Consider the following 23,054-nt stretch of genomic DNA (forward strand, 5'->3'; position numbering starts at 1 on the left):
AAAATGATGTTTTTTAGAAAAAAGAAGTTATTAACAATTTTAACAATATTAGGTGGTGTTCTTGGTTATGAATCATCTTTTGCTGAGACCACAAAAAAAAGTCCAACAACTACTAGTGTTAATCCTACTCAAAAAACTACACAACCTCAAACTAAAATAGTTGGCCGTGATCAGAACAAGAATATTAATAATGAAAAACACATAAAAGATCTAGAGTTTCATCGTAGTCTAAATGGAGGAGCTGTATTTAAGGTATTATTTGAAGAAAATGTAAGTAATTTTTCAGATTATAAAACTAAATTATCTCAAGATGGTTATACTCTAACTATAACTTTTAACGATACTACAATATCAGATAGATGGGTGAGTAATATTGATACTAAGGTATTTAATACTATTGTTGACTCTATTAAAGTTCATAAAGAAGATCATAGTGTAGTTTTTGTTATTCATTCTCTTGATAGGATTGCTTTAAGTGACTTAAAGGAAGGCGGTGCTTTCAAATTTAAGATTGATAGACGTAATAGCCGCGTTGAAGGATTTAATATTAATGAGCCTATCTCTATCTCATTTAAAGATGCTCCTGTACAAACAGTATTACAAGTTTTATCTGAATTTGCTGGTTTAAACCTTGTTGTAAGTAGTAGTGTCCGCGGGAATATTTCTATTGATTTAAAGAATGTTCCTTGGAATGAAGTAATGAATATTGTTCTTGTAAGTAAAGGCTTGGCAACTAAGAAAATGAATAGTATTTTATATGTTGCTACAGCTGCTGAAATTGCTGCTCAAGAGCAATTAGAATTACAAACAAAACGCTCTCTAGAAAACAATGCAACTTTAGTAACTGAGTTTATACCATTAAACTACACTACAGCTCAAGCAGCACAAACTGTAATTACTTCGATGGCTAAGCAAAATGGTGGCATAATGTCACCAAGAGGTAGTATAACCTCAGATGCACGGACAAATACCCTTATTGTTACTGATACTGAAGAAAAAATGCCACGTATAAAAGAGGTTCTTAATGAGATAGATGTTCCGAATGATCAGGTCTTGATTGAATCTAGAATTGTTGAGGTATCTAGAGAAAATAAATTAGAACTAGGCTTTAATTATGGTTTTGAAGGTACTGATGGAACTAATGTAGCCTTTAATACATTTAATTTACCCGCAGGAGGAGGTGGTGGTGTAGCTCCTGTGCGAAATCCTGTAACAAACCTTGCAGGAGCTACAGCTGAGCTTGGTTATACTATTTTTGGTGGCGCTAAACTAACTGTTGAAATTCAAGCATTAGAAGATGAAACGCTTCTTAATCAAGTAGCTTCGCCACACCTAGTTGTAGCAAATAATGAAACAGCATTTATCAAGCAGGGTGAAGATATTCCATATAACCAATCTACAGCATCAGGTGCTGCTTCTATTGCTTTTCAGGAGGCAGTATTGGAGTTACAAGTAACTCCACAAATTGCTCCTGATGGTAACATAGTTATGGATTTACTAATAACTAAGAATAGTGTTAACCCAACACCTACTGGTGAGGGTAATCCTCCAGCGATTAATAAAAGAGAAATTACTACAAAAATAATGACTAAAGATGGCCAGACTGTCGTTATAGGTGGTATATATGAGAAGATACAAAATGAAACCCGTAGGAAAATCCCTATTTTAGGAGATATTCCATATCTTGGTTATTTATTTAGTTATACAAATATAAGTGATAAAGATAATGAGCTTTTAATATTTATAACTCCGAAAATTATAGAAACAAAAATACAAAGATAATAGTAGTATATAATAGTTGCAAAAATATTGATATTTCTGTATCTTATATAGCTATAATTTTTATATAAAAGGGGTGATTAGTAACTAACTATCACAGTGTATAATCAACTTATAATTTTGAGTCAAAAATGATAAGAACAAAAAATATTTTCTTAATAGGTCCAGTGGGTGCTGGAAAATCTACTATAGGTAAACAACTAGCAAAAGAATTAAAACTAGAATTTGTAGATTCTGATGAAACTATCGAAAAAAAATGTGGAGTAGACATTAATTGGATTTTTGATTTAGAGGGTGAAGAAGGCTTTAGAAACCGTGAAAGAGATGTAATTGCTGAGATATTAACTGAAAAACAAAATATCGTCTTAGCGACTGGTGGTGGTGCTATATTAGATCCAGATACAAGATCTTTATTATCATCAAGAGGTAAGGTGGTTTATTTGGAAGCAACTATTGAGCAACAACTTGAAAGAACAGCAAAAGATACCAAAAGACCACTGCTAAGAGTTGATGATAAAAAGCCAGTATTAGAAGAGTTAATGGCTGAAAGAGAACCATTATATAGAAGTATTGCTGATGTTGTCGTTGAAACAAATGGAGCAACAGTGAAAAATATAGTAAATAAAATATCTACATTTTTAGTTGAAGAAACAATCCTGTGATAGATAAGCTACAAGTAAATCCCACATCAAGTGAAAGTTATAAAATAGTCATAGATTCATCTCTAGACTATTCTTATATCAATAAATATATAACTAACAAACAAGTCCTTATTGTAACAAATACAACTGTTGAAAAACTTTACTTAAAAGATATCTTGGATTTTGTAGCAAAGGTTGCATATAGCCATACTTGTATTTTAGAAGATGGAGAACAATATAAGTCTCAACAAAGTTTAGATAAAATACTATCAACTTTATTAGAGAATAAATTCACACGCTCTTCTTCAGTGTTAATAGCTCTTGGAGGTGGTGTAATAGGTGATATTACAGGCTTTGCTGCTGCTATCTATCAACGTGGTGTTGATTTTATTCAAATACCGACGACATTACTTTCTCAAGTTGATTCTTCAGTTGGTGGTAAAACTGCAATAAATCATGTCCTTGGTAAAAATATGATTGGTGCTTTTTACCAACCTAAGCTTGTATATACATCTGTCGAGTTTTATAAAACCTTACCTACTAGAGAATTTACAGCTGGTATGGCTGAGGTTGTAAAATATGCTTTTATATCTAAAGACTTCTATAATTGGTTAAAATCTAATAGACAAAAGATCTTAGAGAAAGATCAGAAAACTCTAATAGAAATGATAAAAAGAAGCTGCCAAATCAAAGCACAAGTAGTTGCAGAAGATGAAAAAGAAGTAACAGGCGCTAGAGCTATACTTAATTTCGGTCATACTTTTGGTCATGCCATTGAAAAGTGTCAAAAATATCTTGGATTGAAGCATGGAGAAGCTGTAGGTGTTGGTATGGCTCAGGCTATCGACTTCTCATGTTTTCTAGGTATGATAACTTCTCAACAAGCTGAAGAGTTTAAAGACTTTATTACAAGTTTTAATATATCTATAGATTTTCCTAAAGATGTAGATAAGAAAGAATATCTTGATGCGATGCTTTTAGATAAGAAAAATAGTAATAAAATGCTCAAATTTATTTTAATCAATAATATAGGAGACTTGAAGTTATTAGCAGAGTCTCAAGAGAATCTTAAAAAGTTTATATATTAGTATATTTAAAAATTAATATATCAAAATAATTCCATTTGTAAATGTAGTTAATTATTTTTTAATGCGAAAGTTGAGATGTATTTTATAAAGAAGTTATGAGATTTTTAGCTTTTGCTATCGATTAAGTTTCTCGTAGCCTTCTTTAATTCATTTCTGTAATAATCTAGGTTTCTAGATGATTCATCTTTTAAGTCTTTTATTTGTTGAGTTAAGAAAGTAATCTGACTTTCTAAACTTTCTTTTAAATCTGAGATTCTTTGTTTTGATTGCTCTTGAAGTAAATCACAATATGATTTTGCATCTTTAGCTAATCTTTCAGCAGTTTCACGACGAATACTTTCTTTAACTAGAGCTGAGTAAAGCTTTTTGATTTTTATTTCATCATTTGGTTCATTTAATAATGTTGACCATTCTTCTGATATATTACTAAATAGATCTAATTCATCTATTTCTTGAAGTATTTTTATAGCATTTTGACTAATAGCCATTAGATTACAGTCCTTATTAATTTTTTGATAAAACTATTATAGAGAAAATTAACAGTTAATTTGAATTGATTATTAAACTAAACAAATAATACCTAATTGTTTGGTCAATTTAAAGTGTATTTTTTTAAATAATTTCGTTAAGTGTATTGGTTGTATCGTTTGTATGGTATAAACTAGTGTAATTCTTGTTTTTATGGTCAATTAAATATGTTAATAAACAACGATAATCTTATATTTAGCTCTGTTGAAAAGATAAAATATTCAGCAAGAAGGGGAATGCTTGAGCTTGATATCATATTAGCACCATATTTAAACAATTGTTATATGAAAGAAGATCTACAAAATAAAAAACTTTTTGTTGAATTTTTGACAAGTGAAGATAGTGATTTATTTGATTGGCTTTTTAAAGGGGTAGAAGCTCCTAAAAAATATCAAAAATTGATACGGAAAATCGTAGATGAAAAGAAAAGATTTAATGATAATAATTTAAAATAGAAAAGAGGAAGTCTTATGAACAACTTACTAAACCATACTGGTGAGCATCCTATTTCTAAGGAAATAATGAATATTTCTCAATATTGGCTGATAGATGAAAAAAAAGCTGTTACAGATCTTGTAGAAAAAGCACAGCTTTCTAGCGTATCAAAAGCAAAGGTTCGCGAGAAAGCTTATAATCTAGTTGCTCAAGTCAGAAAAAATAGACTTAAAAAATCTGGCATCGATGCTTTTATGATTGAGTATGATCTATCTTCAGAAGAAGGTATTGTTCTAATGTGTTTAGCTGAAGCATTATTAAGGGTTCCTGATAAATATACTATAGATTTACTTATTAAAGATAAGCTAACAAGTGCTGCATGGAAAGAGCATGTTGGTATGGAAAAACATCTATTTGTAAATGCTGCAACTTGGAGTTTGATGTTAACAGGTAAAATCTTAAAAGATAGTAGAGGATCTTATAGAAAGGTTTTCCAGAACTTCCTTAAGAAATCAAGTGAGCCTGTCATTCGTCAAGCAATGAAGCAAGCAATGAAAATTGTTGGTAAACAGTATGTCCTTGGTGAAACCATCGAAGAGGCTTTAAAGGTTTCGCAAGTCAAAGTAGATAAGGGTTATAGCTACTCTTATGATATGCTTGGTGAAGCTGCTATGACAATGGCAGATGCAGATTACTATTATGAGCAGTATTTACATGCTATTAAAGAATTAGCTAAATATGCAGTAAATAAAGAGATTAAGAAAAACCCTGGAATTTCAATAAAATTATCTGCATTACATCCACGTTATGAAGTAGTGAAACACCAAAGAGTTCATGATGAATTATATCCTAAATTGTTAAAATTAACTGAACTAGCTAAAGAATATAATGTAGGTATGAATATCGATGCTGAAGAGACTGAAAGACTTCAGATATCATTGGAGCTTGTTGAGAGGTTAGCACATGAGCCTTCATTAGAAGGGTTTAATGGTATTGGTATAGTTGTTCAAGCATATCAAAAACGTGCTCCATATGTTTTAGAATATCTAGCAAATCTTGCGAAAAAAACAAATAGAAGATTTATGGTACGTCTTGTAAAAGGTGCTTATTGGGATGCTGAGATTAAACATTCTCAAGAGCAAGGTTTAGAAGGCTACCCTGTATTTACGCGTAAGTATCATACTGATGTATCTTATCAAGCATGTGCTAAGCAACTTTTTGAAAGTCATCAATATATATATCCGCAGTTTGCAACACATAATGCTCAAACAGTAGCTGTTGTAATGGAACTAGCACAAGGAAATAAGGATTTTGAATTCCAATGTTTACATGGTATGGGAGATCCTCTATACGATAATATAGTTGGTAAAGATGGTTATGAAGAAATACCTTGTAGAATTTATGCCCCTGTAGGTGGTCATAAACACCTATTAGCTTATTTAGTTAGAAGACTTCTTGAAAATGGTGCTAATAGTTCTTTTGTAAATAGAATTGTAGATGAGAACTTACCTATAGAAGAATTGATTGAAGATCCTGTTAAAAAAGCAGTTGATCACGGTTGCGATCAACATCCAAATATTCCTTATCCGAAAGATATTGTAGCCCCTAGAGTAAACTCTCAAGGGTATAATACTAATGATTTTGCTATTTTAGAGACAATGTATGGGGATATAGAAAAATATGCTTCTAAAAATACATACAAAGCAAAACCAATAGTATCAGGGGTTAAGCTTAATAAAGAAGAAGGTCTTGAAAATGTAATTAATCCAAACACTAATGAAATTATCGGTAGTGTAATAAATGCTGATACTAAAATAGCTAAAAGAGCATTAAAAAATGCTCAAAGTGCATTTAATGATTGGAATAATACTCCTGCTTCACAAAGAGCTGGAATTTTAGAACGTTTTGCCGATCTTTTAGAAAAAAACACTAATGAATTTATTGCTATTGCAATGATTGAAGCTGGAAAAACTTTAGCTAATGCAATAGATGAAGTTAGAGAAGCTGTTGATTTCTGTCGTTATTATGCGGCTCAAGCACGTGAAGAGTTTAATGGTCCTATAGATCTACCTGCATTATCAGAAAACCTAAAACAAATAGAGTTTAGTGGTCGTGGTGCTATGGTGTGTATTAGCCCATGGAATTTCCCATTAGCTATATTTTTAGGTCAAGTTACGGCTGTTCTTGCTGCGGGTAATACTGTTGTAGCAAAACCTGCTGAACAGACATCTATTATTGCATATAAGGCTGTTAAACTTTTATTTAAGGCAGGTCTACCAAAAGATGTATTACAGTTTACTCCAGGTGATGGTGCTACAGTTGGTACTGCATTAGTTAAAAGTCCTGTTTGTAAAGGTGTCATATTTACAGGCTCAACAGAAGTTGCTGGCATAATAAACCAAACTTTAGCAAATAAATCGAGCGAAATTGTTCCATTTATTGCTGAAACAGGTGGCCAAAATGCAATGATTGTTGACTCATCTTCACTTCCTGAGCAAGTAACAGCTGATGTTATGCGTTCAGCATTTGATAGTGCAGGTCAACGTTGTTCGGCCCTACGTATATTATGTTTACAAGAAGATATCGCTGATAGCTATATCAAAATGATAGTTGGTGCGATGAAGGAGCTTAAAGTAGGTGATTCTAAATATATTGATACAGATGTGGGACCTGTTATTGATAAAGAAGCAGCTGATAATTTAAATGCCTATATAGAGCAAAAGAAAAATCAGTTTAAGCTAGTATATCAGTCACAACCAAATCAAAATACTAGAAATGGTACATTTGTAATGCCTACTGCATTTGAAATCGATAAATTATCAGATTTAGGCAGAGAGCAATTTGGGCCAATTTTACATATATTAAGATTTAAAGCTAACCAGTTAGATACTCTTATTAGTGATATTAATGCTACAGGTTATGGTTTAACAGCTGGTGTACATAGTAGAATTAATGAAGTCATGAATTATGTTAAAAATAATATCAAAGCTGGTAATGTCTATGTAAATAGAAATATCGTTGGTGCTGTAGTTGGTGTGCAACCATTTGGTGGTCAAGGAAAGTCGGGTACAGGTCCTAAAGCTGGTGGGCCTTTCTATATGCATCGTTTAGCAAATGAAAAGTTATCTGGTGTTGGAGCAGTTGAAGAAATATATAATCCTGAAAAAATTGCTAATGATGAAAAAGCTACTAATAAGCTAATAAAAGATAACTATACTGTATCAAGTATTATTAATGGTGAAAAAGCTAAAAAAGGTAATGCTAAAGATCTTAAATCCGCAAATGAAAAGATTATTGGTAAAGCTTATTATGCTTCAGTTAGTAGTGTTGAGAAAGCTATATATATAGCAAATAAAGAAGCTGATACTTGGAATTCTATAAATGCTGAGCAAAGAGCTGAAATTATCGAGAAATTCTTAGAATTATTAGAAAAAGAACGTAATTTAATAGCATCATGTCTTGTTACAGAGTCAAATGTCTCTGTTGAAGATGCTCAAATTCAAATAGATAAAACTATTCAGCAAGTAGCATATTATTGCTTACAAGCAAGAAAAGAGTTTGCACATCCTGAGCTTTTACCAGGGCCAACAGGTGAAATTGATGAGTTAAGCCTAAAAGGGCGCGGATTAGCAGTAAGTATTTGTTCTAGTTGTGATCTATTGATTAGATTTGTTGGACAAGCTACAGCAGCATTACTAGCAGGTAACACTGTAGTTGCAAGACCAGCATATACAGGCAATCTAACTGCTTATAAGATTGTTGAATTAATGCTTAAAGCTGGTCTTAGCTCAAAAGCTATGCACCTAATAATATCTGATGAAGAAGAGATATCTTCAGCACTATTATTTAATAGTAAGGTAGCTCTTGTGACATTCTCTGGTAGTGTGCCTGGTGTTAAGCAAGTTCATCAAGCTTTAGCTCTTAGAAGAGGTGCTATTATACCTTTTGTCGCTGAAAGTGTAGCTAAAGATGGTAAATGCACAAGTCTAGCTATAGAGACGGCATCACCATTATATTTACGTAGATTTGTTGTTGAAAAAACAGTTAGTGTAGATACAACAGCCTCAGGTGGTAATGCTTCTTTGATGAGTTTAGAAGAATAAAAAAGATATTGCAAACTCATTTCCTTAATGATAATTTAAATCTTATGACTTTTTGCTAGTAGGATAATAATTTTAATTTTACTAGAGATGATTTTAATAACTTAGAGATTATATTCTCTAATAAATTCTTTAATCAATTATAAGGGAAAAAAATGAGTGATGTATCTGTTAAAAAGATGTCATTGTTTAGTGCTATATTGATTGGTACTACTTCGATGGTCGGATCTGGTTGGCTTTTTAGTGCTCAACTAACAGTTGAAAATGCTGGTAACTGGGCATTCTTAGCGTGGATATTTGCAGCTATCTTAGTTTTAATGATAGCTCTGTGTTTAGGTAAGGTAGTATCTATGTATCCTGTTAGAGGAGCTACTACTAGATCAAGCGCTATATCGCATAATAATATCTTTGCAATGCCTTTTGCTTTTGCAAATTGGTTTGGAATAGTTGTTGTAATATCTTCAGAAGCTCTTGCAACAACACAGTATCTTGCTGGTGTTAAATCCATGGATTGGTTGATGCATGATAATATTTTAACTATAGCAGGTACAGCTTTCTCGCTTTTTGTTTTAGTTGTATATTTAATTATTAATTTTTACGGAGTTAAGCTTTTATCAAGAGTTAATAATGCTATTACGATATTTAAAATGGCTGTTCCTGCAATTATTGTTTTAATATTTGTTACTTATTCATTAATGCATAGTTCTGATCATGTAAGCATGTTTGCCGCAGATATTCCAGGAAATAGTCAGTTTGGTTTCACATCTGCTTTGACAGCTATTGTTGCTGGTGGTCTTATTTATACATTCAATGGTTTCCAGACGGTTGTAGCATATGCAAGTGAGGTTAAAAACCCAGGTAGAAACGTACCTTTAGCGATTGTCTTTGCTTTAGCATTAGTTTTAGTACTATATCTTTGTTTACAATATGCTTTTATGCAAGCAGTACCACATGATTATTTAGTTAGTAAAGGTGGTTGGGCTGGTTTAGATTTTGAATCGCCATTATTACAACTAGCTACATTATTAGGCTTAGGATATATATCTATATTATTAATTATTGATAGTGTTATTAGTCCATCTGCAACTGGTTATAGCTATCTAGGTGCTTCATCTAGAATGCTATATGCAATGTCATCTGAAGGTCAAATGCCAAGATATTTTGCAAAAATAACGCCTATTGTAAATATTTCACGTAGATCACTAATAGCAAACTTTATATTAGCTGGGATATTTTTACTTTTTTCAGACAACTGGACAGCTTTAATGCTTGTGGTAACAGGATTTCATATTATAGGCTATATGGCAGCTCCAGTTAGTATGGGGGCATTAGCACCTCGTACTAGATTATACGGTTTGGTTGTATTTGTTATACTAGCCATGCTTTTAAACACCGTTGAGATACGTACTAATATTAATATGAGTGTTATATTAATAGTTCTAATGACAATCTATGGAGCTATAGAGTTTAGAAGAGTTGGTGTTAAAAACCTTTTCTATTTAGCAGCTCCGTTTTTACTATTCTTATGTATAACATCACCTATCAATAGCTACCTACTAAATGCAGTTATTGGTATTGTTTTTTATTGGTTTGCTACTGATAAACGCTATGTGGCATTCTGTAAATCAACAGCTAATGAAAAAAATATTATTGTAGATTAAAATAATAGATCTTGCCTAGTTATATCCTAACTTACAATCTATAATATACATTTAATATTATATAAATCTCTTGAAAATTAATGAAAAATACAAAATGGATTCTTCTTATCCTATGTTTAGGATATTTTATTGATTTTTATGACTTATCTGTATTTGGATCAGCATATGTAGATATATTTAAACAACAGTTTGATATGCATAATTTGACAAAAATACAACAAATGTACTATTTAATTAATAATATCCAGATGATAGGTATATTAGTAGGAGCTATATCTTTTGGGATCTTGGCAGATAGATTAGGTCGTATAACAGTTATTAAATATAGTATTTTACTTTATAGTTTTTCAACAATCTGTTGTATTTTCGTAACTAATTTACATATATTTATGTTATTACGATTTTTAGCGTACTTTGCTTTAGCTAGTGAGTTTGCTGTTTCTAGTGTATTAATAATTGAGTTTTTTCCCCCTAAAATAGCTGCTTGGGGAATGAGTCTTTTATATATATTAGGTGTCCTTGGTGGAATTGTAGCAACATTATTTAGTGTTTTTTCTTATCAAATAATGTTTATATTTGGTGGTTTAGCTGGCTTAGCAATATATGCTTTTAGAAATATGCTCGAAGAATCTCCATACTTTATTGAAATGTATAAGTCTGATAGATTTAAAAATGCTGGAAATATAGTTTTTCTATTTAAGAACTATAGTAAGCCTTTAATTTTAAATTTTTTAATTACATTACCTTATTTCTTTGTGATCACTGTAATGTTTTCTTTAGTAAGATTTATAGCTTCAGATGTTGATTTTGCAAGTTTAGTCAAAATTTTCTTATTCGGTTTTTTTGCCGGAAATATTATCAGCTGTATTATTAGTGGATTTTATAATCAATACTTCAAATCACCAAATTTATTTTTTGCAATAAATATATTCATATTCTTAGTTAGTATCTTTAGTTATAAATATATATCAAGTGATGTAGTATTCTTTTATGGGATTGTTATTGGTCTTATCGGAGGCGGATATAATATTATGTGGGCTCAATATGCTGCTACTGAATTTCCAACAGAAGTTCGTTCATTAGCTTGTAATATGATATTTGCATTAGGAAGAACTAGTAGTATCTTTTTTGGAATTGTTTTTGCTTCATGGTTGACTAGTGAACAAGTATTTAGACAAAATGTAGATATATTAACAGTTGCTGTAGCTGTTATGGTTTTATTAATAATTATTTTTTATAAAAGAAAAAAGATTTTAAAAAAATAGAGAGCAAATTTATGTCACATAAAATTCTATTTGGAATTACAGGAAGTGTATCAGCCTTTAAAACTATAAATTTAATCCGTCTTTTTATTAAAAGTGGTGTAGAGTGTAGAGCGATTGTAACTAAAGGAGCACAACAATTTATCAAACCAGAATTATTAGTAGCTCTTGGGTGTGATACCTATACTGATGGTTCACTTGATATGTATAGTTATGAGCAGAGTATGGCACATATTAATCTCTCACGTTGGGCTGATAAAATATTTATAATACCTGCTTCTGCTAATACTGTAGCTAAGTTAGCTAATGGTTTAGCTGATGATTTATTAAGTCAATGTATACTTGCTAATGATCAATCCAATAAAGTATATTTTGCTCCAGCAATGAATGTTAATATGTGGCAAAATCAGTTAACACAAGAAAATATTAAAAAGTTGCAAAGTTTAGGCTTTAACTTACTATCTCCAGACAATGGCTTACAAGCATGTGGAGATATTGGAGGAGGTCGATTGACTGAACCTGAGAAATTATTTGAAATATTATCAGTAGCCCAAGACTTCAAAGATAAAAAAGTTTTAATAACAGTTGGAGCAACAGTAGAAGATATTGATGGAGTTAGATATCTATCTAATTATAGTTCTGGAAAAATGGGCCTTGCATTAGTAGAAGAGCTACTAAATAGAGGAGCAAAGGTTACAGTATTAAAAGCTAAAACCTCAATATCATTTGATATAACTCATAATAATTTAGATATTATCAATACTAAAAGTGCAGATGATATGAACCAAGCTATGCTAGAACAAGCAAAAAATCATGATATTTTTATTGGTTGTGCAGCTGTGGCTGACTATAAAATAAAGAATAAATTTGATAATAAAATTAAAAAGACGGATGAGAGTCTAACTCTAGAGTTTATTAAGAATCCTGACGTTCTAGCAAATTGTAAGAAAAATTATCCTAATATATTTGCGATAGGGTTTGCAGCTGAATCGCAAAATATAATTGGGTACGCTAAGAAAAAGCTTATAAAGAAAAATCTAGATATGATTGTTGCAAATTCAACAAGTGTCTTTGGTAAAGATGACTCTTCGGTGATGATCTTATCAGAACAAAAAAATAAAGAATATTCTAATAAGACTAAATCAGAAATAGCTAGATTAATACTAGATTTTGCTAAGGAGAGGATAATATGAGTATTAAAGAAATCTGTATAGCAGATAAAGCATGTAATTTAATAACATTAAAAAATGATAATGTTGAAGTAACACTTTTAGATTTAGGGGCTGTTATTTATTCACTTAAAACTAAAGATAAAAATGGAAAATTAGAAGATATAGTATTACAGTATCAAAACATCCAAGAATATTCTGATAATCCATCATACTTTGGTGCAACTGTTGGAAGAATTGCTGGTAGAATTAAAGATGCTAAGGTTATTTTAAATGACAAAACATATAATTTAGAAAAGAACTATCAAGATAAACATACTCTTCATGGAGGATTTAATTGTATAACACATCAGAAATTTAATTTTGAGGTTATAAATAGTACTAAAGTTAAATTTACATGCATTCAAAAATCATCAACTGATAGCTTCCCTGGAAATGTAACGATCAATGTAACATATGAGCTTCTAGATAACTCTTTAGTTATAAAATTTGATGCTATATCAGATGCAGATACTATTTTAAATATAACAAATCATTGTCACTATAACTTATCAGGTAAGTATAAAACTACTATCGTTGACCATGAGTTAGAAGTACCTGCTACTAAGTTTGTTAATGTAGATGATGATTTAATACCAAAAGAAATAATATCTTTACCTGAAGAAATGGATTTTAATAAAAAATCTAGAATTGGTGATAAATTAGAAAAACAAGATTCTAAATATTTCCACAAAGGAGGCATCGATCATTGCTATATTGTTGATGGTAGTATTCTTCTTGAAGATTATAGTAGCGGCAGAAAACTAAAAGTTTCAAGCTCATATCCTGCTATGCAAATTTATACATGTAATTTTAGTAGGGGGCATATTCTCTCAAATGGTAATATATTAAAACAGTATGATGCTATTTGCTTCGAGCCACAATACGTAGGAGCTTTCGATGGTAAGTATGATAATCATCCTGCTAAATTAAACAAAGATCAAAAANNTTTTTGATCTTTGTTTAATTAGTTATTGCCATTGCCATTACCGCCACCGTTACCATTACTACTTGGACTACAAGTAGCATTTATGGTAGATATACATGTACTACTTAGATCAACCAATGTTTCTTCTAAGCAACTATTTGGTAGTAGATCAGCCGTTAAAGTTGAGTTGGCAGCATTCTCACAACTCCAAACTAGTGTAGTATTTACAATAAAAGGAGCTAAGTGAATAGCTGCTAGAGCATTGCTAATAATTGGCGTATCTGAAGCTGGTATACCTAAATATGCTGAATTACCAAGATTGATAACAATAATACCATTTGTAGCCACACCAATATTCTGAGGCATATTAGATATATATATTCCTAATTTGATCACCTTCATCTAAATCACTTAGAGCAATTACTTCATTGATTTGCATTTTTACATCACCTATCTTAGTAATTTCTCCACCAATTTTTGCTCGAGTTTTATAATCAGAATATATAGGAATAGATACTGAAGCTAATATAGCGATTAAGGAAATAGTTATTATTAATTCTACTAGAGTAATGCCTTTGTTTTCTTTTTTACATGACATATGCTTTGTGGAGTTAACTTCTTTGACTCCTGATACTAATAAATTAGACTTATTTTTATTTAATTTATTTATCATGTACAACAAAGCTTAAATTGTTATATAGTCATTATACATTTTATTTTTTGATTAAAAAATCTTTGGGAAATATTTGTAATGAATAAGTAAGTTTAAAAATTAATTAAGGTATATTTAATATAAGATTTAATTAATTACTAACTCCAATAATAAAGAGCACTCTTTCCAAGTTCTTTTTCTATCTCTAAAAGACGGTTATATTTTGCAATACGTTCGCTACGACATGCTGATCCTGTTTTTAAGTGTCCACCATCCATAGCTACAGCAAAATCAGCTAAGAAATCATCTTCTGTCTCACCTGAACGATGTGATATAAAGTAACGCCAACCATTATCACGACACATCCTTACAGCTTCTATGGTTTCAGAAACGGTACCTATTTGATTTAACTTAATCAAAGCTGAATTTGCAGTTTTTTCTTTAATACCTCGAGATATATACTCAGTATTTGTGACAAAAATATCATCACCAACTACTTCTATATGCTTACCAAGCTCAGCTGTAAAGTTTCTAAAACCTCCCCAATCAGCTTCTGATAAAGGATCTTCCCATAATATAATTGGATATTTTTTAACCCATTCTTTTGCTAGATTTATTAGATCTTGATTAGTTTTTTTGCCAATTCCAGACCATTTCAGATCATATTTATCATCAATATTTGGCGAGAATGAACTTGCTGCTGAATCTATCGCTATAGAAATATCTTTACCAGGAAGGTATCCTGCTTTTTCAATAGCTTCTATAATTAATTCAATAGCTGCTTCATTACTTTCAACATTAGGAGCAAATCCTCCTTCATCTCCAACACTAGTTACTAAGTTACGCTCTTTGAGAATACTTTTTAATTTATGGAAAGTTTCTGCAACATAGCGTAAACCTTCACTAAATGATTCAGCTCCTATTGGTACAGCCATAAACTCTTGGAAATCAACATTATTATCTGAATGTTCACCACCATTTAGAATATTCATACATGGCACAGGTATTCTTCTAGCTCCAGCACCACCAAGATATTGATATAAAGGTATTTTATGCGATAATGCTGCGGCTCTTGCAACAGCCATTGAGACACCTAATATCGCATTAGCTCCAAGCTTAGATTTATTTTTTGTACCATCAAGTTCAATCATTATGCGATCTATTTGTGATTGATTATGGGCATTTATCCCAATTAGTGCAGGTGCTATGACTTCACTGACATTAGCAACAGCTTTTAATACACCTTTGCCACCGTAACGTGATTTATCTCCATCACGTAGCTCAACAGCTTCATTTTCACCTGTACTAGCTCCAGATGGTACAGATGCAGTTGCTTTTGTGCCATCTTCGAGCTCTACATATACTCGAACTGTTGGGTTACCACGAGAGTCTAAAATTTCCATTGCTTGAATAGATTTTATTTTATCACTCATATATTAATCTCCTTTAGTTATAACACTTATGAAAATAAGATATATATTTCTACTATAGACTATAAATTAGTAAGAATAAATAATTGATAATATCCAAAACAATTTATTTGATTTTTTTATGCAATTCTAAAGCTTTATATCGAGAACTCTTAAGGTTAGTGATAGGTTTTGGATAATCTTTATTAAGAATGATATTTGCATCATTTAAAATATTTTCAGGAGCTTCCCATGGTTTTACTAAAAACTTATTAGGTAAATTAGCTAGTTCTGGTAAATACTTACGAATATAATCATAAGCTTCAAATTTCTCAGACTGTAATACAGGGTTGAATATCCTAAAGTAGGGCGCTGCATCTAGACCAGATCCAGCAACCCATTGCCAATTAGCATTATTACTAGCAAAATCAGCATCAAATAAAGTATCAAAAAACCATTTTTCACCATACTTCCAGTGAATTAGACAGTTTTTTATAAGAAAGCTTGCTACTATCATACGCACACGATTATGCATATAACCAGTTTGCCAAAGTTCTCTCATACCAGCATCTACTATAGGTATACCAGTTTGTCCTTGTTGCCATTTTTTTAGAATGGTAGGGTTATTATCCCACTCAAAATTATCAAATTTTTGATTGATATTCTTATTATAAAGTTCAGGGTAGTAATATATCTGGTAATATGAAAAATCACGCCAGACGAGCTCTTTTATAAAATGTTCTTCGTTACTTCCAATAGTATCTAAACTTTGTACAGCATTAAAGATTTGATTTGGTGAGATTTCACCGAAATGCAAATAGGGTGATAATGCTGATGTAGCATCTAGGCTCATATAATCTCTAGCAGTCTTATAATTTTTAACTTTATCTGCTAAAAAATCTTCAAGTATTTTACTAGCTGATTTTTCACCGACTTGCCATTGTTTGATGATATTTTGCCAAGAGTGTTTTGGTTCTAAAAGTTTTAATGAATCTAGATCTCTAGAGCTATTAAGCTTTTCTAGTTTATTAAATTCAGATTTTACAATATTTGATCTATATTTTCTGACTTTAATAAGTTCCTTATAGAAAGGTGTATAAACCTTATAATGTGTACCATCATCTTTTTTACATTCCCAAGGTTCTATAAGTAGACTTCCGTTAAAGCTTTTTACATTTATGCTCTGCTCTTGAAGAAATTGTTTGATTTGAGTGTCTCTATCTATGCTATATTTGTCATAACATCTATTCCAATAGAAATCTGTGATACTATTTTCTCTAACAAGCTTTTTTATAATTTCTAGAGGATCTCCAATATAGAAGTTTAATTTGTTATCTAGAGATTTATTAAGACTTTTTAGAGAGTGATGTAACCATAATTTACTTGCGTCGCCTATTGGATATTTTTTATCATGAATAAATATTGTGATAGTTCTATCTGCTTGGCTAGCTTGATATAATGCTGGATTATCAGCCAGACGCAAGTCTTGTCTAAACCAATGTATAGCTACTATTTTATTAGAATTAGTTTTCTTTTTCATATTCTGTAAAATTTGTGTTTCTTAAATAATTTACCCAAGCATTTTCCCATTGAGAAATAGTTTTACCTGTAACTTTATTTATAGCCTCTTTTGTATTAATAGCATTATAAATTTGCATAAACTTATTAGCACCAAGTTGTGCAAATAAATATTCTGTAAAAGAACCAGATAATATATAAAAGATTCTTTTCTTATGAATGCGTTCTTTTTTAGGCCCTTTAAAGAAAACTAGACCATTTTTACCTACTTCAAATTTATTTGCTAATATAGTATTCAAATCTTTATCTGAATCTATACTTTCAATATGTTTTTTAGCTAAGAAGTTAAGGTTTTTGCCAAAGTTAGGGAATGTTGACTCACCTTTAAGCTTTTGATTAAGATATACTGCAAGTCCTTCTTTGATCCAAACACTACGCCAATGCCAAGCAATAATATGCACTGTTTCGTGTACATAAGGGGATCTACCTTGAGCATACCACGTAATAAATGTTGTTGGATGAGCCTTATCAAGCATATGGTATCCAGTCATAGCATGAGATGCTTCATGAGCTCCATATATATAGTAATGTATAGTAAAGTTTCTTTCATTCTCAGGGATTTCTAAAGTGTTACGAATCTCTACTATAGCTTTATCAATTTTTTGTTGTAACTCTAATGCTTGTTGTTTAGTTAAATAGTTCTTTTGTACCCATATTATCGATAGTGGTTTATTAGAATTTGCTTGAGCTGTTTGCTTTGATACATACTCTTGGCCACCATCTTGGATTCTTTTGATTATTTCATCATTTCTTTCAATGTTGCCATATTTACCATAAGATAAGCATAAGCTATTAGAGAGAAGTACTGATAATATTACAATTAAACCTTTAATATAGATTTTCATAACTTTTACATTATCTTACTCATTTATAATAATATTGTATAACATTTCAACATGCTCTTGAGAATCATTTAGACAAGGGATCAAGCTGAATTTTTTACCACCTTTATCTAAGAATGTTTGCTTCTCAGTAATTGCCAACTCCTCTAAAGTCTCTAAGCAGTCAACACTAAATCCTGGAGCTATTACAAGTACTTTTTTATTTTGCTTAGCAAATTCTTCTAGCTTTACGGTCGTATATGGTTCTAACCATTTTTTAGGACCAAAACGTGATTGAAATGATAACTCAAAGTCTATGTTTGGATAGTTATCTTGTAGAGACTCTTTTACTAAGCGATAAGTTTTGTGACAATGACAATAATAAGGATCACCTTTATCAAAATATTCTTGTGGTAAACCATGAAATGAAAATAAGATTGTATCAGGAGTATAATCTAAATTTTGTAAATGATTTTTTAGTTGCTGGCTAATAGTTTCAATATGAAATTTATTATCATAATAAGGATTAATACCTTTAATAGTAGGTTGCCATCTTAATTTTAATAAAACTCTATAAATTTCATCATAAACTGTAGCTGTAGTAGTTGCGGAATATTGCGGGTATAGAGGGAAAACTACTATTTCAGTAGCTCCTTGCTCTTGTAAACTCTTAATCTTACTTTCAATACTTGGGTTACCATAACGCATAGCACAATCAACTATATGATTATCCAGCTTTGTCTTTAATTTTTCTGCAAGATTTTCTGTATAGAATAGTAGTGGAGATTTGTTGTGTTCTTTATTCCAGACAGCCTGGTAAGTGTGAACATTTTTCTTTGCACGAATAGGTAAAATAATTAGATTCAAGATTAATTTCCATAATATAGGATTAGCTTCAATAACTCGTCTGTCTGATAAAAATTCTTTTAGGTATTTTTTTATAGATTTTGCATCATAGCCATCAGGTGTGCCAAGATTAACTAGTAAGATTGCTTTTTTATTATATTTTTTGCCATATTCTTGCATTTTATTACTTAAGTATAGGATTTATCTAGATGCTATTGTAACAAAAAATATTTATTCAAAAGTTAATTTTTCTTCATAAAAGAGTCAAAAAAGTTATAATGAAAGATAGACTACTAAAGTCTTAATAAGGAGATATAGAAGGCATGAAGAAAATTATTTTAATATGTATAGGTATGTTAAGCATTATGCTTAGTTATGGATATATGCGACCGTATAGTCCATATATGTATGATGGCCCAGAAGTACAGGAGGAACAAGCAGAAGGTTCAGCATATGTTCCACCAGATAGAGAGTTTATTAACTCAAAATATGGTGAATATATTGACAATAGAGAGACAGAATTTAGACCTGGTCAGGATGCTACTAGGCTTTTCTGGTCTTATAGTCAACCTTAATAACGGATATAAAGTTTTAAGGTTTAAATCTAATGATTAGTGCTAAAGTAATTATTAGCTCTTATTAAAGATTTTAATATCAAAGAAAACATGAACATAAAAAGAGCACGAAAGTTAATTAAAAAAAGAAAAAGATTAGAAAGTTCAAGATTTTTTGGTTTTTTAGCATACAGTCTTACAAACAAGAGGCTATGGATTGCTAATTATGATACTGTAGCAAGAGGTGTTTTTGTAGGATTCTTTTGGATGATGATTCCTTTACCTTTACAAATAACTCCGGCAATCCTTTCAGCTATAGTTTTTAAAGCAAACATTCCAACAACTATTTCAACCGTATGGATTAGTAATCCATTAACTTGGGTTCCTATGTATCTAGGTAACTATATATTTGGATGTTTTTTGCTTGGAATACAGGTTAATATTTCAGACTGGGAGACATTTGGATCTCACATGTTAAATCATATGCATGATTTTTGGCAACCATTGTTCTTAGGTAGTTTTATTGCCGGTCTACTTGTAGCAAGTGCTGGATTTTTAGCAGTTTATATATTACGCTTTATAAATCATATTTTGCTACGAAAAATTAGATCAAGCTAAATGTTAAATGATCAATTTAATCTAGCTGTTAATTATATTATTTAGTATCATTTCACGATATATAATATTTTGAGTTATTTTTATAAAATGCAACAGTGGCACCAGTTACAATTTAGTGTTAAATCTAAATTTTTTGATATTATTGAGGATTATCTTTTTAATAATGATGTGGGGTCGATAACAAGAGTCGATAAGCCTGATGATATTGTAAATGTAGTAGTACTATATGAAAATCATTATGATATAAATTCTATAATTGATACTCTTAAAAAAGAGTTTGAGAATATTCTTGAGAGTAAAATAAATTATGAAGTTATAAAAGATCAACAATGGGAAGCGGCATGGCTATATGACTATGATCCAATTAAGATTGGAAGGAATATCGTTGTTTATCCAAACTGGCGTGAATTACCAAATGATAAAGATCATATATATATTATTGTAGATCCTAGTATCGCTTTTGGCTGTGGTAATCATGAGACTACCAAGATGTGTCTAGAGTGGTTAGAAGATAATGTTACTGAGAACTCTATAGTTTTAGACTATGGTTGTGGTACTGGAGTACTTGCAATTGGAGCTGTGAAGTTAGGTGCTAACTCTGCTCAAGGGATTGATATAGATCTAAACTCAATAGAGTCATCTATCAAAAATGCTGGAGAAAACAGTGTAACTGAAAAAACGAGTTTTGGTGATAATCCTCCAACACAGCAATTTGATTTAGTTGTGGCAAATATTTTTTCTAATGTGCTTATAAGCTTAGTTAAAAGTATTTCAGGTAGTTTAAAGCAGGGTGGTAGATTAGCTTTATCTGGGATAATAGAAAATCAAGTTGATGAAGTCCAAGAAGAGTTTAAAAAGTATGGCATAAACTTTAGTCAACCAAAACAGATGGGACAATGGTTCTTATTAGATGGTGTAAAAGATGGGCTTTAAAATAGCTGATATTGAAATAGAAAATAATGTCGTACTTGCGCCGATGGCAGGCTTTTGTGATAGTGCTTTTCGAACTATATGCAAAGAGCATGGTGCAGGACTAATATATACTGAGATGGTAAGTAATAAAGCCGTAGTAGAGCGTAATTGGGAAACAATGGAAATGCTCTATATGGAAAATAGTGAAAAACCACTTGGGATACAAATATTTGGTACGGATCTTGAGAGTTTTGTAGGAGCAACTAAATACATTGCTGAAAATACAGAATGTGACTTTTTGGATATAAATATGGGCTGTCCCATGCCAAAGATTGCTAAAAAACTCCAAGCAGGTGCTGCACTTCTTAAAGATGTCGATAGAATCCACAAAATACTGACAGCAGTAGTAAAAGCGGTACATAAACCTGTTACAGTAAAGATGCGTATAGGCTGGGATGATCAAAATGTCAATGCTATTGAAGTAGCTAAAGCTTGTGAAGATGCTGGAGTAAGTGCTATAGCATTACATGGACGAACTCGAGAGCAGATGTATACCGGTAAAGCAAATTGGGACATTATCCGAGATGTTAAAAAAGCTATCGATACTGTAGTGATTGGTAATGGCGATGTATTTTGTCCTCATAGTGCAAAAGCAATGATCGATCATACAGGTGTAGATGCTGTAATGGTAGGGCGTGCGTCACGTGGTAACCCATGGATATTTAGACAAATTGCAGAATACCTAAATACAGGAGAGATAATACCACCACCTTCATCTATAGAAAGAGTAAATATATTAGGAGAACATCTAAGACGACTAATAAAGCTAAAAACTGCAAAAGTGGCTGTTAAAGAGATTCGTACTCATGCTAGTTTTTACCTTCAAGATTTACCTAGCTCAAAAGAGTTTCGTCAGAAGTTAAATCGGTTAGATAGTGAAGTTGAAATATTTATTCTTTTAGATGAGTATAAGAATTTTTTAAAAAAGTTTTCTTGATAAATTAATTTTCAGAGAGACAATCAAAATTCACTACAAAAGAATAAGAAAATTTTTAAGAATAATACTATAATGAGTTATATTTTAAATATTTACATTTTATTGTGATTTCTCAATTTAAATTTTATAAAAAATTTTTAAAATCTACTGATATTTTTCTACTAAGTATATCAGAAAACATAAGCCAGATAGATTTAGATATTATTCCAGACAATCAAGCCTTAGAAATCAAAAAATATAAGTTTAAAATAGATCAAGATAAAAGATTATTAGCTCGTAGTTTTTTGTATAATTATGTAAAATCTAGATATCAAATCAATAGTTTTGAACTAAAATATGGCCAATTTCAGAAGCCTATATTAAAAGCTAATAAAAATATTGATTTTAGTATTTCTTACTCTGAGCAATATATAATAATTGCCATTAGTGATAAATATAATATCGGTGTAGATATTGAATTTATAGATACTAAAATTAATCATCAAGATTTAATCAACATCATAATGCATCCAAAAGAAGTATTACACTATAATCAGCTAACAAGCAAAGAGGATAGATTAGATTTTTTCTTTGAAGTTTTTAATGTTAAAGAAGCCATAATTAAAAGCTTAGGAATGGGGTTATATTTTGATGTTCAAAATATAGATATTTTGGATATCCCTAGTTTTAGTAGCTTTATAAAAAATGCATATTTTCTAAAGAAGAGATTATTTAATCACTTAAATAAATATAAAACTAGTATATGTATAATTGAAAGATAGCCTTAAGCTCTAATACATGCCACTTTTCGTATTTCAGATGTTTCTCTCACCTCAGGTTTTGATGTAGAACAATCCTGTGTCGCAATAGGGCAACGTGTTCTAAAAACACAACCTGATGGAGGGTTTATTGGTGATGGTAAATCTCCTTCAAGAATTTGAATCTGCTTATTACGCTCTAGGTGTGGATCAGGTAGAGGTACAGCCGATAGTAGTGCTTTAGTATATGGATGAAGAGGATTATCACAAAGTGATTTTGAGGTAGTGTCCACTAAATTG

At 30.9% G+C, this 23,054-nt stretch carries 22 protein-coding genes; 14 read left to right on the forward strand and 8 right to left on the reverse strand.

Annotated elements, in window-relative coordinates; translation table 11 throughout:
- Positions 1–6: 6 nt before the first annotated feature.
- The 3 genes from F3D62_RS06580 to aroB all read left to right on the forward strand — a co-directional run bounded on the left by F3D62_RS06580 (position 7) and on the right by aroB (position 3,508).
- Complete coding sequence (locus tag F3D62_RS06580; RefSeq protein ID WP_150467456.1) at positions 7–1,782, forward strand: type IV pilus secretin PilQ; 1,776 nt, start codon at positions 7–9, stop codon at positions 1,780–1,782.
- Between the two features lie 128 nt (positions 1,783–1,910).
- A complete protein-coding gene (gene aroK / locus F3D62_RS06585; RefSeq protein ID WP_150467457.1) occupies positions 1,911–2,441 on the forward strand; it encodes a shikimate kinase AroK in 531 nt (176 codons plus the stop codon).
- Entirely contained in the window at positions 2,438–3,508 is a 1,071-nt protein-coding gene (aroB, locus tag F3D62_RS06590; RefSeq protein WP_150467458.1) for a 3-dehydroquinate synthase, read from the forward strand. Before aroK ends, aroB begins: the two co-directional genes overlap by 4 nt.
- A gap of 104 nt (positions 3,509–3,612) precedes the next feature.
- Here aroB and F3D62_RS06595 read toward each other — a convergent pair whose 3' ends face one another.
- Positions 3,613–3,996 (reverse strand): kinesin, encoded by a 384-nt coding sequence (locus F3D62_RS06595; protein ID WP_150467459.1) that lies wholly within the window; start codon positions 3,994–3,996, stop codon positions 3,613–3,615.
- A 207-nt stretch (positions 3,997–4,203) separates the two neighbouring features.
- On the opposite strand from F3D62_RS06595, the gene F3D62_RS06600 reads away from it, so the two are divergent.
- From F3D62_RS06600 to F3D62_RS06625, 6 genes are all read left to right on the forward strand, one after another.
- The gene (locus F3D62_RS06600) at positions 4,204–4,491 is read left to right on the forward strand and encodes a succinate dehydrogenase assembly factor 2 (RefSeq protein ID WP_150467460.1); all 288 of its coding nucleotides are present in this window, start codon (positions 4,204–4,206) and stop codon (positions 4,489–4,491) included.
- A gap of 15 nt (positions 4,492–4,506) precedes the next feature.
- Positions 4,507–8,574, forward strand: a complete 4,068-nt coding sequence (putA, locus tag F3D62_RS06605) for a bifunctional proline dehydrogenase/L-glutamate gamma-semialdehyde dehydrogenase PutA (RefSeq protein ID WP_150467461.1) — start codon at positions 4,507–4,509, stop codon at positions 8,572–8,574.
- Positions 8,575–8,726: 152 nt separating this feature from the next.
- Complete coding sequence (locus F3D62_RS06610) at positions 8,727–10,232, forward strand: APC family permease (RefSeq protein WP_150467462.1); 1,506 nt, start codon at positions 8,727–8,729, stop codon at positions 10,230–10,232.
- An 80-nt stretch (positions 10,233–10,312) separates the two neighbouring features.
- The gene (locus F3D62_RS06615) at positions 10,313–11,497 is read left to right on the forward strand and encodes an MFS transporter (RefSeq protein ID WP_150467463.1); all 1,185 of its coding nucleotides are present in this window, start codon (positions 10,313–10,315) and stop codon (positions 11,495–11,497) included.
- A gap of 11 nt (positions 11,498–11,508) precedes the next feature.
- Positions 11,509–12,687 carry a bifunctional phosphopantothenoylcysteine decarboxylase/phosphopantothenate--cysteine ligase CoaBC gene (gene coaBC, locus F3D62_RS06620; RefSeq protein ID WP_150467464.1) on the forward strand — a complete coding sequence of 393 codons (1,179 nt, stop codon included), beginning with the start codon at positions 11,509–11,511 and terminating at the stop codon, positions 12,685–12,687.
- Positions 12,684–13,658 carry an aldose epimerase family protein gene (locus F3D62_RS06625; protein WP_150467465.1) on the forward strand — a complete coding sequence of 325 codons (975 nt, stop codon included), beginning with the start codon at positions 12,684–12,686 and terminating at the stop codon, positions 13,656–13,658. Before coaBC ends, F3D62_RS06625 begins: the two co-directional genes overlap by 4 nt.
- Positions 13,659–13,669: 11 nt before the next feature.
- Here F3D62_RS06625 and F3D62_RS06630 read toward each other — a convergent pair whose 3' ends face one another.
- From F3D62_RS06630 to hemH, 6 genes are all read right to left on the reverse strand, one after another.
- A complete protein-coding gene (locus tag F3D62_RS06630; protein ID WP_191092556.1) occupies positions 13,670–14,032 on the reverse strand; it encodes a hypothetical protein in 363 nt (120 codons plus the stop codon).
- Entirely contained in the window at positions 13,998–14,303 is a 306-nt protein-coding gene (locus F3D62_RS06635; protein WP_150467467.1) for a type IV pilin protein, read from the reverse strand. The genes F3D62_RS06630 and F3D62_RS06635 overlap by 35 nt, the downstream gene beginning before the upstream one ends.
- Positions 14,304–14,440: 137 nt before the next feature.
- Positions 14,441–15,715: a phosphopyruvate hydratase gene (eno, locus tag F3D62_RS06640; protein WP_150467468.1), complete on the reverse strand. Its 1,275-nt coding sequence runs from the start codon at positions 15,713–15,715 to the stop codon at positions 14,441–14,443.
- A gap of 103 nt (positions 15,716–15,818) precedes the next feature.
- On the reverse strand, positions 15,819–17,231 hold the full coding sequence (locus F3D62_RS06645) for a cryptochrome/photolyase family protein (RefSeq protein WP_150467469.1): 1,413 nt from the start codon (positions 17,229–17,231) through the stop codon (positions 15,819–15,821).
- The gene (locus tag F3D62_RS06650) at positions 17,215–18,114 is read right to left on the reverse strand and encodes a hypothetical protein (protein WP_150467470.1); all 900 of its coding nucleotides are present in this window, start codon (positions 18,112–18,114) and stop codon (positions 17,215–17,217) included. Before F3D62_RS06650 ends, F3D62_RS06645 begins: the two co-directional genes overlap by 17 nt.
- A 15-nt stretch (positions 18,115–18,129) precedes the next feature.
- Positions 18,130–19,116 carry a ferrochelatase gene (gene hemH / locus F3D62_RS06655; RefSeq protein WP_150467471.1) on the reverse strand — a complete coding sequence of 329 codons (987 nt, stop codon included), beginning with the start codon at positions 19,114–19,116 and terminating at the stop codon, positions 18,130–18,132.
- A 143-nt stretch (positions 19,117–19,259) separates the two neighbouring features.
- Between hemH and F3D62_RS06660 the strand changes: the two genes are divergently transcribed.
- The 5 genes from F3D62_RS06660 to F3D62_RS06680 all read left to right on the forward strand — a co-directional run bounded on the left by F3D62_RS06660 (position 19,260) and on the right by F3D62_RS06680 (position 22,778).
- The gene (locus tag F3D62_RS06660; protein ID WP_150467472.1) at positions 19,260–19,511 is read left to right on the forward strand and encodes a hypothetical protein; all 252 of its coding nucleotides are present in this window, start codon (positions 19,260–19,262) and stop codon (positions 19,509–19,511) included.
- A 90-nt stretch (positions 19,512–19,601) separates the two neighbouring features.
- Positions 19,602–20,108 (forward strand): DUF2062 domain-containing protein, encoded by a 507-nt coding sequence (locus F3D62_RS06665; protein ID WP_150467473.1) that lies wholly within the window; start codon positions 19,602–19,604, stop codon positions 20,106–20,108.
- An 87-nt stretch (positions 20,109–20,195) separates the two neighbouring features.
- Complete coding sequence (gene prmA / locus F3D62_RS06670) at positions 20,196–21,041, forward strand: 50S ribosomal protein L11 methyltransferase (protein ID WP_150467474.1); 846 nt, start codon at positions 20,196–20,198, stop codon at positions 21,039–21,041.
- Positions 21,031–22,017 carry a tRNA dihydrouridine synthase DusB gene (gene dusB, locus F3D62_RS06675; RefSeq protein WP_150467475.1) on the forward strand — a complete coding sequence of 329 codons (987 nt, stop codon included), beginning with the start codon at positions 21,031–21,033 and terminating at the stop codon, positions 22,015–22,017. Before prmA ends, dusB begins: the two co-directional genes overlap by 11 nt.
- Before the next feature lie 104 nt (positions 22,018–22,121).
- Positions 22,122–22,778, forward strand: coding sequence for a 4'-phosphopantetheinyl transferase family protein (locus F3D62_RS06680; RefSeq protein ID WP_191092557.1), 657 nt, complete (start codon positions 22,122–22,124; stop codon positions 22,776–22,778).
- Positions 22,779–22,780: 2 nt separating this feature from the next.
- On the opposite strand, the gene F3D62_RS06685 is transcribed toward F3D62_RS06680, so the two are convergent.
- A partial coding sequence (locus F3D62_RS06685) for an oligopeptide/dipeptide ABC transporter ATP-binding protein (protein ID WP_411961316.1) occupies positions 22,781–23,054 on the reverse strand: 274 nt, incomplete at its 5' end.

It is taken from the genome of Francisella sp. SYW-9 (assembly GCF_008711465.1).
Taxonomy (GTDB): Bacteria; Pseudomonadota; Gammaproteobacteria; order Francisellales; family Francisellaceae; genus Francisella.